13 protein-coding genes are annotated in these 12,120 nt (G+C 72.8%); 10 read left to right on the top strand and 3 right to left on the bottom strand.

The window, feature by feature from the left end:
* From AC1MIR_RS18645 to AC1MIR_RS18600, 10 genes are all read left to right on the top strand, one after another.
* On the top strand, positions 1 to 361 hold a 361-nt coding region (locus AC1MIR_RS18645), incomplete at its 5' end, for a hypothetical protein (RefSeq protein WP_480029691.1).
* Positions 358 to 1,734, top strand: a complete 1,377-nt coding sequence (locus AC1MIR_RS18640) for a CCA tRNA nucleotidyltransferase (RefSeq protein WP_480029690.1) — start codon at positions 358 to 360, stop codon at positions 1,732 to 1,734. The genes AC1MIR_RS18645 and AC1MIR_RS18640, both read left to right, overlap by 4 nt.
* 120 nt (positions 1,735 to 1,854) lie before the next feature.
* Positions 1,855 to 3,609, top strand: coding sequence for an ABC transporter ATP-binding protein (locus AC1MIR_RS18635; RefSeq protein ID WP_480029689.1), 1,755 nt, complete (start codon positions 1,855 to 1,857; stop codon positions 3,607 to 3,609).
* 137 nt (positions 3,610 to 3,746) lie between these two features.
* Complete coding sequence (locus tag AC1MIR_RS18630; protein WP_480029688.1) at positions 3,747 to 4,778, top strand: amino acid ABC transporter substrate-binding protein; 1,032 nt, start codon at positions 3,747 to 3,749, stop codon at positions 4,776 to 4,778.
* A 183-nt stretch (positions 4,779 to 4,961) separates the two neighbouring features.
* Entirely contained in the window at positions 4,962 to 5,249 is a 288-nt protein-coding gene (locus AC1MIR_RS18625; protein ID WP_109871797.1) for an acyl carrier protein, read from the top strand.
* A 33-nt stretch (positions 5,250 to 5,282) separates the two neighbouring features.
* The gene (locus AC1MIR_RS18620) at positions 5,283 to 5,738 is read left to right on the top strand and encodes a 3-hydroxyacyl-ACP dehydratase FabZ family protein (RefSeq protein WP_480029687.1); all 456 of its coding nucleotides are present in this window, start codon (positions 5,283 to 5,285) and stop codon (positions 5,736 to 5,738) included.
* The gene (locus AC1MIR_RS18615) at positions 5,738 to 6,940 is read left to right on the top strand and encodes a beta-ketoacyl-ACP synthase (protein WP_480029686.1); all 1,203 of its coding nucleotides are present in this window, start codon (positions 5,738 to 5,740) and stop codon (positions 6,938 to 6,940) included. The genes AC1MIR_RS18620 and AC1MIR_RS18615 overlap by 1 nt, the downstream gene beginning before the upstream one ends.
* On the top strand, positions 6,937 to 8,238 hold the full coding sequence (locus AC1MIR_RS18610; RefSeq protein WP_480029685.1) for a beta-ketoacyl-ACP synthase: 1,302 nt from the start codon (positions 6,937 to 6,939) through the stop codon (positions 8,236 to 8,238). The genes AC1MIR_RS18615 and AC1MIR_RS18610 overlap by 4 nt, the downstream gene beginning before the upstream one ends.
* A gap of 16 nt (positions 8,239 to 8,254) precedes the next feature.
* Entirely contained in the window at positions 8,255 to 9,280 is a 1,026-nt protein-coding gene (locus AC1MIR_RS18605) for a zinc-binding dehydrogenase (RefSeq protein WP_480029684.1), read from the top strand.
* Positions 9,281 to 9,435: 155 nt separating this feature from the next.
* Positions 9,436 to 10,350, top strand: coding sequence for a lipid A biosynthesis lauroyl acyltransferase (locus tag AC1MIR_RS18600; RefSeq protein WP_480030223.1), 915 nt, complete (start codon positions 9,436 to 9,438; stop codon positions 10,348 to 10,350).
* A gap of 45 nt (positions 10,351 to 10,395) precedes the next feature.
* Here AC1MIR_RS18600 and AC1MIR_RS18595 read toward each other — a convergent pair whose 3' ends face one another.
* From AC1MIR_RS18595 to AC1MIR_RS18585, 3 genes are all read right to left on the bottom strand, one after another.
* On the bottom strand, positions 10,396 to 10,953 hold the full coding sequence (locus AC1MIR_RS18595; protein WP_480029683.1) for a lipid-binding SYLF domain-containing protein: 558 nt from the start codon (positions 10,951 to 10,953) through the stop codon (positions 10,396 to 10,398).
* Between the two features lie 80 nt (positions 10,954 to 11,033).
* Positions 11,034 to 11,927 carry a fumarylacetoacetate hydrolase family protein gene (locus AC1MIR_RS18590; protein ID WP_480029682.1) on the bottom strand — a complete coding sequence of 298 codons (894 nt, stop codon included), beginning with the start codon at positions 11,925 to 11,927 and terminating at the stop codon, positions 11,034 to 11,036.
* A 7-nt stretch (positions 11,928 to 11,934) separates the two neighbouring features.
* Positions 11,935 to 12,120 (bottom strand): hypothetical protein (locus tag AC1MIR_RS18585; RefSeq protein ID WP_480029681.1); only part of this gene is annotated, 186 nt, incomplete at its 5' end.

The following is a 12,120-nucleotide window of genomic DNA, read 5'->3' as shown; positions in this document are numbered from 1 at the left end:
GGGGGGGCGGGGCGCCCTCGCGGCGCCCCGCCCCCGGCGGCGGGCGCGGGGGCGGGGGGGGGGGCGGGGTGCGGCGGCGGCGCGGCGCCTCTATATCCGCTCCATCATGGCCGCCTTCATCGCAGTCCTCCTCACCCTGCTGCCCTTCGGGCTCTACCTCGCCTGGCGCCGCTATGGGCCGAATTCGGGCGAGCCTTCCTCCGGCATGGTGCTGTCGCTGCTGCTGGGCGTCGGGCTGATGCTCGGCGCGGCGGTGTGGTGGGGCCTGTCGCGGAGCTTCGACCCTGGGGCCGCCTATGTGCCCGCGGTGCTCGGGCCCGACGGCACGGTGCAGCGGGGCCATACGGAGCCGCGCCGGTGACCGCGGGGCGGGACGATCCGCCGCAGGCGCGCATCGCCCCGCCCGCCTTCCTGGCCGACCCGGCGCCGGCCGCGGTGCTGGCCGCGCTGCCCGGCGCGCGGGCCGTCGGCGGCTGCGTGCGCGACGCGCTGGCCGGTCTTGCGGTGCATGACGTGGACGTCGCCGCGCCGCTGGCGCCCGAGGAGATCGTGGCGCGGCTGCGCGACGCCGGGCTCAAGGTGTTCGAGACGGGTCTCGCGCATGGCACCGTGACCGCCGTGCTGGACCACCACCCGGTGGAGGTCACCGCGCTGCGGCGCGACATCGCGACCGACGGCCGGCACGCCGAGGTGGAATGGACCACCGACTGGCGCGAGGACGCGGCGCGCCGCGATTTTCGCATCAACGCCATGTCCTGCGACGCGGCGGGCAATCTCTGGGACTATTTCGGCGGGCGGGAGGACCTGGCGGCCGGGCGTGTGCGCTTCGTCGGCGACCCCGCCACGCGGCTCGCCGAGGATTTCCTGCGCGCGCTGCGGTTCTTCCGCTTCTGGGCGCGCTACGGCCGGGGCGAGCCCGACGCCGCGGCACTCGCGGCGATCGCGGAGGCCATCGAGGGCTTTCGGGCGCGCATCGCGCCGGAGCGCATCTGGATGGAGTTGAAGCGCCTGCTCCAGGCGCCCGATCCGGTGCCGGCCATCGCCCTGATGGAGGGCACCGGCTTGCGCGAAGCCGCCCTGCCCGAGGCCGGGCCGATCGAATCGCTTCGACGGCTGATCGCACTCGGCGCGCCGGCCGATCCGCTGCTCCGCCTGGCCGCCTGGCTGCCCGTCCGCGCCGGCGTGGTGCCGGGCCTCGCGCGCCGGCTGCGCCTTTCCGGCGAGGAGCGCGCGCGCCTCATGGCGCTGTGCGAATCGCCGGGTGCGTTGCCCCCACCCCGACCCTCCCCCGCTCCGCGGGAGAGGGAGCCGGGCGGCCCCGAGCGACACACTCCCTCTCCCGCTCGCGGGGGAGGGCCGGGGTGGGGGGATGACCGCGCGTGGGGGGATGACCGAGCGTGGGGGGAAGACGACGCCGACCTCCGCCGCACCCTCGCCACCCGCCCGAAATCCCAGGCGCTCGACGAGCAATGGCTCACCGAATCCCGCGACGGCCGGGACCGCAGCGCCCTCCGCGCGCGACTCGCCGCGACGGAGACGCCGGTCTTCCCGCTGCTCGGCCGCGACCTCCTGGCGCAGGGCATCCCGCCCGGTCCGCATGTCGGGGCTCTGCTGGCGGCATTGCGAGGCTGGTGGCTGGACGGCGGCTGCACCGCGACGCGGGCCGAATTGCTGGCGGAGCTGGATCGCCGGAAAGTCACCGGGGCGGCGGGCGGGCCCGCCGCCCCGGCGTGAGAGGAGCCGGCGGGGACCTGACAGATCCGCCGGCGCTTCGGAACAAAAAGAGAACTAGCGCATCTGCGCGGCGAAGGCAAGACCCTCGCGCAGGGCAGCCGACCGGTCTAGACCCCGGCCATGGCCCGTCCCGCCTTCGATGCCGCCTCCCTCCCGCTCGTCCGGCGGCTCTGGCGCGAGCATGTCCGCCACTATCCGCGCCTGCTGGTCATGGCCGCGGTCTGCACCCTCGGCGTCGCCGGCTTCACGGCGCTCTACCCGATCATCATCCAGCAGGCCTTCAACCGCTTCACCGAGGGCGACCCCAGCGTCGTCTGGCTGCTGCCGCCCATCATCATCGCCGTCACCTCGGGCAAGGCGCTGTTCCAGTTCGGCCAGGCCGTCGCGACGCAATCCGTCGTGCTGCGGGTGATCGAGGGGCTGCAGCAGCGCCTGTTTGCCGCGTTGACCCGCGCCGACCTCGCCCAGGTGGCCCGCGAGGCGCCGGCCCGCCACGCCGCGCGCTTCACCACCGATGCCGGCCTGATCCGGGAAGCGCTGACCAAGGGCATCAGCGGCGTCGCCGACCTCTTCACCATCATCGGCCTGGTCGGCTCGATGCTCTGGATGGACTGGAAGATGGCGCTGCTGGCGGCGATGCTCTACCCGATCGCCGCCGTGCCGATCGTCAAGCTCGGCAAGCGCATCCGCCGCGCCTCCGCCGGCATGCAGGACCGCGTGGGCGAGACCGCCGCGCTGCTGACCGAGAGTTTCGGGGCCGCGCGCGTGGTGCGCACCTACCGGCTGGAGAGCGCCGAGCAGGCGCGCGCCGAGGGCGCCTTCGAGCGCCTGCGCGAGAGCACCTTCGCCATCCAGCGCACCCGCGCCCGCGTGGACCCGGTGCTGGAGGCGCTGGGCGGCCTTGCCGTGGCGGGCGTGCTCGGCTTCGTCGGCTGGCGCGTCTCCGAGGGGCTCGGCACCATCGGCGACTTCACCGGCTTCGTCGCCGCGCTGCTGATCGCCGCCCGCCCGGTGCGCGCATTGGGCAGCCTGAATGCGGCGCTGCAGGAGGGCCTGGCGGGCCTCAGCCGCGTCTTCGCCACCGTGGACGAGCAGCCGCGCATCCAGGATGCGCCCGATGCGCGCCCGCTCCCCGAAGGCCAGGGCCGCGTCGTCTTCGACCGCGTCGGTTTCGCGTACGAAGGCGTGCCGGATGCGGCCCTGCGTGACCTGTCCTTCATGGCGGAGCCCGGCCGCACCGTCGCCCTCGTCGGGCCCTCCGGCGCGGGGAAATCCACGGCGCTCGCGCTCGTGCCCCGCCTCTACGACGTGACGGACGGAGGCATCACGCTGGACGGGGCGGATCTGCGCAGCGTGACGCTGGCCTCGCTGCGCGACGCCATCGCCTATGTCGGCCAGGACGCCGTGATCTTCGACGACACCGCGCTCGCCAACATCGCCTGCGGCCGCCCCGGCGCGACGCGCGCCGAGGTCGAGGCTGCCGCCCGTGCCGCCGCCGCCCACGATTTTCTTGCGTCGCTGCCGCAGGGCTACGACACGGTGCTCGGGCCGGGCGGGCAGCGCCTCTCGGGCGGGCAGCGCCAGCGCGTCGCCCTCGCGCGCGCGCTGCTGCGCAACCCGCGCGTGCTGCTGCTGGACGAGGCGACGAGCGCGCTGGACGCGGAGAACGAGGCGCTGGTGCAGGAGGCGATCGGCCGACTGCGCGCCGGCCGCACCACGCTGGTGATCGCGCATCGCCTCTCCACCGTGCGCGACGCAGACCTCATCGTGGCGATGGAGAATGGCCGCGCCGTGGAGCAGGGCTCGCATGCCGAACTGATGGCGCGCGACGGGTTGTACGCGCGGCTGGTGAAGACGCAGGCCTTCGTCGCGTGAGCCTGATCGCGGGCACGACCCGCGCGGCGCGGTGGTTCCCGCCTGTCGCCGTCGCCGAGGAGTGCGCCGCGCGCCATTGACACCCTCGCGCCTCGCGCGGGACGATGCGACGCCGGGCCAACAGGGAGTCCAATCGCATGTCCTGGGGACGAGGCCTTGCGGCCGCGGCCATCGCCGCCTGCGCCGCCTTCTTCAACGCCACGCCGGCCGCGGCCGGGCCGACGCTCGACGCGGTCCGCGCGCGCGGGCAGCTGGTCTGCGGCATCCACACCGGCGTCGCCGGCTTCGCGCTGCCCGACAGCCGCGGCACCTGGCAGGGGATGGACGTGGATCTCTGCCGCGGCCTCGCCGTCGCGATCTTCAACGACGCGTCCAAGGTGCGCTTCGTGCCGCTCTCCTCCTCCACGCGCTTCACCGCGCTGGGCTCGGGCGAGATCGACGTGCTGTTCCGCACCTCCACCCAGACCATGCTCCGCGACACCACGCTCGGCCTGCGCCACGCGGTGACCTATTTCTACGACGGCCACGGCTTCATGGTGCGCGCCAATCTCGGCGTGCAGAAGGTGGCCGAGCTGAACGGCGCGACGATCTGCCTGATCCAGGGCACCACCAACGAGCAGGTGACGGCGGACTATTTCCGCAGCATCAACGTCCCCTTCCGCCCGGTGGTGTTCGAGCGCACCGACCAGGCCTCGGAAGCGCTGCAGGCCGGGCGCTGCGACGCCTTCGGCACCGATGCCTCGCAGCTCGCCGGCGTGCGCTCCTCCATGACGAACCCGAACGACTGGACCATCCTGCCCGAGCGTTTCTCCAAGGAGCCCTACGGCGCCTATCTGCGGCGCGGCGACGACGAGTGGTTCGACCTGATCCGCTGGTACACCTACGCCGTGATCGAGGCCGAGGAGCAGGGCGTGACGCGCGCCAATGCCGAGGAGATGCGCCGCACCAGCGTCAACCCGAACACGCGCCGCCTGCTCGGCGTGACGCCGGAACTCGGCCAGTCGCTGAAGCTCGACCCGCTCTGGGCCTACAACGTGGTCCGCGCGATGGGGAACTACGGCGAGATGTACGACCGCCATTTCGGCCCGCAGACCCGCGTGAACCTGCCGCGCGGCCCGAACGAGCTCTGGACCCGCGGCGGCCTGATCTACGCGCTGCCGATGCGCTGACCCGCAGGCGCGCCGGCGGGGGGGGGGGGGGGGCGCCCGGCCCCCCCCCCCACCCGCGGGGGGCGGGCGGGCCCCCCGCCCGGCGGGGGGGCGCGCCCGCGCCCCCTGCGCTGGACAAGCCGGCCGGATCGGGCCAAGAGGCGGGCGAGCGCCGCCCGGCGCACCCGCCCGGAGTCCCTCCCCATGACCTCCCCGGTCTTCGACCGCATCGCCGACATCATTGCCGAGAACAGCGAAGTCCCGCGCGAGAAGATCACGCCCGAGGCGCATGTGATCAACGACCTGGGCATCGACAGCCTGGATTTCCTCGACATCGTCTTCGCGATCGACAAGGCCTTCGGCATCAAGGTGCCGGTCGAGGCCTGGACGCAGGAAGTGAATGCCGGCAAGGCGCCGGCCGAGCAGTATTTCGTCATGGGCAACCTGGCCCAGCGCATCGAGGAACTGGTCGCGGCCAAGGGCACCGCCTGAGGCGCGCCGCACGAGGGGGGCTCCGGCGCCGCCATGCGGCTCGAGTATTTCCAGATGGTGGACCGTGTGGTGGCGCTCGACGCCGAGACCATCACGGTCGCCAGCCATGTGCCGGAGGCAAGCCCGGTCTTCGAGGGTCATTTCCCGGGCCATCCGATCCTGCCCGGCGTGCTGATGGTGGAGACCATGGCGCAGACCGGCGGCTGGCTGCTGATGGCGCTGAACGGCTTCGCCCAGATGCCCTTCCTGCTGAAGGTGGCGGAGGCGAAGTTCCGCGGCTTCGTCACGCCGGGGACCGAGCTCACCGTCATCTCGCGCCGCACCCATGACGGGTCCGGCTATGCGGTGACGGAGGCGCGGATCGAGGCGGGCGGCAAGCGCGTGGCGGATGCCGAGATCAGCTTCCGCCTGCTGCCCTTCCCCGCCGCGGACCTGGAAGCGGCGATGCGCGGCAATGCCCGGCGCATCGGCCTGCCGGGATTCTGCTGATGGCCGACAACGACATCTGGATCACCGGCGTCGGGCTGGTTTCCAGCGCCGGCGAGGGGCGTGACGCGCATCTCGCCGCGCTGGCCGCCACGCGCCCGGCGACGCTGGACGAGGGCAGCTTCGCCCCCTTCACCATCCATCCGAGCCCGGCGCTCGAGCTCGACAAGCAGATTCCCAAGAAAGGCGACCAGCGGCAGATGGAGCCCTGGCAGCGCCTGGGCACCTACACCGCGGGGCTCGCCATCGACGATGCCGGTGCGCGCGGCCTGGTGGGCGACATGGACCTGATCGTCGCCGCCGGCGGGGGCGAGCGGGACATCGCGCTGGACGACGCCGTGCTCAGCGCGCTGGCCCCGCTGCCGCCGGCCGAGGCGGCGGTGAAGCTGAACGAGATGCTGGCCAGCGGGCTGCGGCCCACGCTGTTCCTGGCGCAGCTTTCCAACCTGCTGGCGGGCAACATCTCCATCGTGCAGGGCGTCACCGGCGCCTCGCGCACCTTCATGGGAGAGGAACAGGCCGGCGCCGATGCGGTGCGCATCGCCGCGGCAAGGCTCGCCGAAGGCAACTCCCCGATCGCGCTGGCGGGCGGCGCCTATTCGGCGCCGCGCTGGGACATGCTGATGCTGTATCACGCCGCGAGCCTGCTGCGCCGCGGCCCCTGGGCGCCGGTCTTCTCGCGGGAGGATGCGCCGGGCGCCGTCACCGGCACGCTGGCCGGCTTCGTGGTGATGGAGACCGCGGCGCATGCCCGCGCCCGCGGCGCGCGCGGCCTGGCGCGGCTCAATACCGTCGCCAGCGCCCAGGCCCGCCGCACCGCCGAGGACAGCGGCCATGCCGCGATGGGCCAGGCCTTCGCCCGCATCGCGCCGCGGCTCGGCGAGGGCGTGCTGCCGGTCATCTCGGGCTGCACCGGCGCCACCATTCCGACCGTGCTGGAGCGCGAGGTGCTGGGCGCGCTGACCCGCCCGCTCGCCGTGCGCGCCACGGGCAGCCGCTTCGGCTGGGGCGTCGAGGCGACCTTCCCGGCCAATGTCGCGCTGGCCGCGCTGTGCCTCGCCCAGGGCGTGTTCCCCGCGCCGATGGAGGCGCTGGAGGCAGGATACGAGGACGCGCCGCGCGACATCCTGGTGACCGGCTTCGCCGCGTGGCGGGGAGAGGCGATGGCGCATCTCTCGGCGATCCCGGCGGGGGACCAGCCATGAGCGCCCATCGCGACCATGCCGGCCGCCCCGTCGTCGCCATCACCGGCATCGGCCTCGTCACGCCGCTCGGCGTCGGCGTGGTGGACAACTGGGCGGCGCTGCGGGCGGGGCGCTCCGGCATCCGGCGCATCACCCGCTTCCCGATCGCGCATCTGCGCACCACCATCGCCGGCACCGTCGAGTTGCCGAACGAGGACACCGGCGCGATGTGCTCCTCGGAGCGCGTGACGCGGTACGCGACGCTGGCGGCCGAGGAAGCGCTGGCGACCGCCGGCCTGCCCCGCGCCGCCTTTCCGGGCCCGCTCATGCTCGGCATGCCGCCGGTCGAGACCGAATGGCCCGACCGCTTCCGCCTTGCCGCGAAGATCGCGCCGACGCCGCCGCTCTATCCGGCGCTGACGGAAGCCTGCACCGGGCTGGAATCGCTCTATCGCGTCGCCGCCTTCGCCAGCGTGGGCGAGAAGCTGGCCGAGCGCTTCGGCACGCGCGGCGCGCCCATCGCGCTCTCCACCGCCTGCGCCACCGGCGCTTCCGCGATCCAGCTCGGCGTCGAGGCGATCCGCCGCGGCGAGGCGGAGGCGGCGCTGGCGATCGGCGCGGACGGCACCGTGCAGCCGGAGGCGCTGATCCGCTTCTCCCTGCTCTCGGCGCTGTCCACGCGCAACGACGATCCGGCCAGGGCCGCGCGCCCCTTCGAGAAGACGCGCGACGGCTTCGTGATGAGCGAGGGCGCCGCCTGCCTGGTGCTGGAAAGCCTGGAGCACGCGACCGCGCGCGGCGCCAGGGTGCTCGGCATCCTGCGCGGCTGCGGCGAGAAGTCGGACAGCTTCCACCGCACGCGCTCGAACCCCTCCGGCGAGGCGATCATCCGCGCGATGCGCAACGCCATCGCCGATGCCGGGCTCGAGCCGGGCGCGATCGACTACGTCAACGCGCATGGCACCGGCACGCCGGAGAACGACAAGATGGAGACGCTGGGCATGCGCGCCGTGTTCGGCGAGGCCTGCCCGCCGATCTCCTCCAACAAGTCCATGATCGGCCACACGCTGAGCGCGGCCGGCGCGATCGAGGCGGTGTTCAGCGTGCTGGCGCTGCGCGACCAGGTGCTGCCGCCCACCATCAACCACGAGGAACCCGATCCGGCGATCACGCTGGACGTGGTGCCGAATGTCGCGCGCGATGCGAAGGTGACGAACGTGCTGTCCAACAGCTTCGGCTTCGGCGGGCAGAATGTCTGCCTGGTGATCGGCGGAGCGCCCGGCCCTGCGGTCGCAGAGGGCCGCAGGGCCGACGCGTGAATCGCAGGGTGGAGACATGATGCGGGCGCTCCGGCTTCACGGCGACAAGGACTTGCGGCTGGAGGAGATCGCGCCGCCGCCGCCGCCCGGCCCCGGCGAGATCCAGATCCGCGTCCGCGCCGTCGCGCTGAACCACATCGATGTCTGGGGCTGGCGCGGCATGGCCTTCGCGCAGCGCCAGCTTCCCCTCGTCGTCGGCGCGGAAGCGGCGGGCGAGGTGGTGGCGGTTGGCGCGGGCGTGACGGGCTGGTCCGTCGGCGACCACGCCACGCCCTATGGCGCGCGCACCTGCGGCACCTGCGCGCAATGCCGCGCCGGCCGCGACAACCTGTGCGAGAACGTGCAGGGCGTCGCCGGCTTCCATGTGGACGGCTTCGCGCGGGAGTTCGCCAACTGGCCGGCGCGCACCATGGTGAAGGTGCCCGCCGGCGTCCGCTTCGAGGACGCGGCCTGCTCCGTCGTCACGGTCGGCACGGTCGAGCACATGCTGTTCGACAATGCGAAGCTGCAGCCGGGCGAGACCATCCTGGTCCAGGCCGCCGGATCGGGCATCGGCTCCTACGCGATCCGCACGGCGAAGGCGCTGGGCTGCACGGTGATCGCGACGGCGGGCGACGACGAGAAATGCGCCAAGGCCAAGGAGCTCGGCGCCGATCACGTGGTGAACTACAGCGAGAAGAACTTTTCGTCGGTTGCGCGCCGCGTCACCAACAAGGTCGGCGTGGATGTCGTGTTCGAGCATGTGGGCGCGGCCACCTGGGCGGCCTCGCTGCTGTCGCTGCGGATGGGGGGGCGGCTGGTCACCTGCGGCTCGACCTCCGGCGTCACCGCCGAGACCAACCTGATGATGCTGTTCCAGCGCCAGCTGCACATCTTCGGCAGCTTCGGCTGCCGGATCGAGAACGTGGCGAACGGCGTGGCGAAGATGGCGCAGGGCATCCTGCCCGTACTCGACACCGTCGTGCCGCTGGAGCGCTTCGGCGAAGGGCTGGAGCGCCTGGAATCGCGCCGCGTGTTCGGGAAGATCATCGTAACTCTTTGAGGCGCCCTCAAACGCCGGGCGCGCGCTTCGCGCGCTTGGCGTCGTGCCGAAGGCACGCCTTCGGCGTGACGCGCAGGCCACTGTAGCGCCTGTTGGGCGGTTCGTTTGTACGCGGCGCGCATTCGCGCGCTCGGCCCGCCGGAAGTGCGGGCCGCCTGTGGTGGAGCATGAAGGCAGCACTGTCGCGGATCGCCGATGAATCCCTCGCCGCGCTGGTGCGCGGCGCCTTCGCGCTGGTGCGTGCGCTCGGCCCCGACCGCGCCTCAGACCTCGGCGGCGCCGGCGCGCGGCTGGTGGGCCCGCTGACCTCGGCCAACCGCATCGCGCGGGAGAACATCGCCGCCGCCTTCCCGGAGAAGACCGCAGCGGAACGCGAGGCGATCCTGCGCGAGAGCTGGGACAATCTCGGCCGCACCGCCTGCGAATACGTCCATCTCGGCGCGATCTTCGACTACGACCCGGAGCGCCCGAACACCGGCCGCATCGAGATCCCGGAGGACAGCATCGCGCGCTTCGTGCAGCTGCGCGACGACGGCAAGGGCGCGATCTTTTTCGCCGCGCATCTGGCGAACTGGGAGCTGCCGGCCGTCTCCGCCCGCCGCTACGAGCTGGCTTCCGCCGCGCTGTACCGCACGCCGAACAACCAGGCGATCGCGCGCGACATCCTGGCGATGCGCCGCGACGTGATGGGCGAGCTGATCCCGGCCGGCATCTCGGCGCCGGTGCGGATGATGGAGGTGCTGGACGAAGGCGTGCATCTCGGCATGCTGGTGGACCAGCGCTTCGGCCGCGGGCCGAAGATCCGCTTCCTCGGGCGCACCGCCACGGCGAACCCGCTGCTGGCGCGGCTGGCGCGGCGCTTCGACGTGCCGGTGCATGGCGCCCGCGCGATCCGCCTGCCGGGCAACCGCTTCCGCCTGGAACTGACCGATGCCATGACGCTGCCGCGCGACGCGCGCGGCCAAGTGGATGTGGACGCCGCGACGCAGGCGATCAACGACGTCGTCGAAGGCTGGATCCGCGAATATCCGGGCCAGTGGCTGTGGCAGCATCGCCGCTGGCGGATGTAGTCGCCAACTCCCTCCCCCGCATGCGGGGGAGGGAGATGACCGCCGCTACGACGACGGCGTGAAGCGCGTGATCTTCGTGCCGTTGATGGACAGCGCCGCCATCACGCCCTGCTGGTTGAAGCTGATCGCATAGACCGGCTCCGTCAGCGTCGTGGAGGTGACATTGGCCTGCAAGCCGCGGTCGAGCATCACCACGGACGGACCGGTGCCGATCTCCCAGCCGTCGTTGCGCTGCAGGGCGGCGAGCGCCTCTTCCTTGGTGAAGAGCATCGCCAGACCCGCGGTCTGCGCGCCGGCCAGCAGCCCGAAGGAGGCACCGGCGATGCGGTAGTAGCCCACCGTCTGTCCGCCGCGCAGCAGCGCGCCCTCGCCATACTGGCCGCCGACGATGAAGCCGCCGCTCAGGATGCGCGGGAAGATGAGTTGCGCGACGGAGACGCGCAGCAGCGGCTCGGCATTCTGCATGCCGCGAAGGCGTTCCATGGCGGCGGCGACGGCGGCGTCGATCTCGGCCTTGGTGTCGGCCCGGGCCGGGGTGGCGGCCAGGGCGGCAAGGCCGCCGCCGGCAAGAATGCTTGCGGCGGCGCGACGGGTGATTGTCATGACAGGCCCTCCTCCGGGATTGCCGAGGACCCTAGCCGGTATCGGGCCGGCGGGAAAATGAACGCGGGGTGAGGCTTTCCTCACGCCTCCCCGGGGCCGACGATGCGCGTGGTCAGCCGCATCACCCCCTCGAGCCCGGCGACGCAGACATCGCCGGGCTTCAGGTAGAGTTCCGCCGCATTGGCATGGGCGATCGCGGTGCCGCGGGGGGCGCCGGTGGCAATCACGTCGCCCGGCTCGAAGGGCATGAAGCGGGTGAAATGGGCGATGATGCCCTCGATCCGGTGGATGTACTCGTCGGTGCCGACGCGCAGCCTTGCCTGTCCGTTCACCTCGCAGGTCAGCCACAGCGCGTAGGGGTCGGCGATGTCGGACAGGGGCACCGCATAGGGCCCGACCGGGCAGAAGCCCGGCATGTTCTTCGCGGTCCAGAACTTGGTGCCGGAGACGACCTCCTGCTTCTGGATCTCGCGCGCCGTCAGGTCGTTCAGCACCGTGATCGCGCCCACGTAGTCCCGTGCGTGCTCCCGCGGCACGCGATGCGCGCGGCGCGTCACGATGAAGGCCAGCTCCGGCTCGTAGTCGAAGGTGCTGATGCCGTCAGGGCGCACCACGCGCGCGCCCTCCCCCACCAGCGTCTCGACCAGCTTCACGAAGCCGGTGGGTTCCTGCGGGTCCTCCTTCAGCATGCCTTCGCGGACCAGTTCCTGCCGGTGGACCTTGCTGTTCTTGCCGACGCAGAAGATCTTGCCCGGCGAGGGCACCGGCGGGAGCAGGTGACACTGCGCAAGCGGCAGGCGCGGCGCGGCCGCCGCGACGAAGTCGCGCAACTCGGCAGGCGGCAGGCGCAGCGCGCGCACCATGTCCCAGTCGGGACCATGCGCCGCGGTCAGGTCGCGCAGCGTCTCGCCCTCCGCGGCGCCGAGCCGCGGGCGCACATCGCCGGACGAGAGGAAGCTGGCCAGTCGGATCATGCGGTGACTACTCCAGGGTGATGCCGCGCTCGCGGACGACCCGCTGCCACTTGGCGATGTCGGCGTCGATGTAGGCGTCGAAGGCGTCGGGCGTCATCGGCTCCCGCGCCCCCCCCCCCCCGGCCAGGCCCAGGCCCCGCCCCGCGGGGCCCCGGCCCCCCGCCCCCCCCCCCCCCCGCAGCCCCCCCACCCC

It is taken from the genome of Falsiroseomonas sp. RANM36 (assembly GCF_056682175.1).
This window is presented reverse-complemented; position numbering and strand designations above follow the sequence as displayed.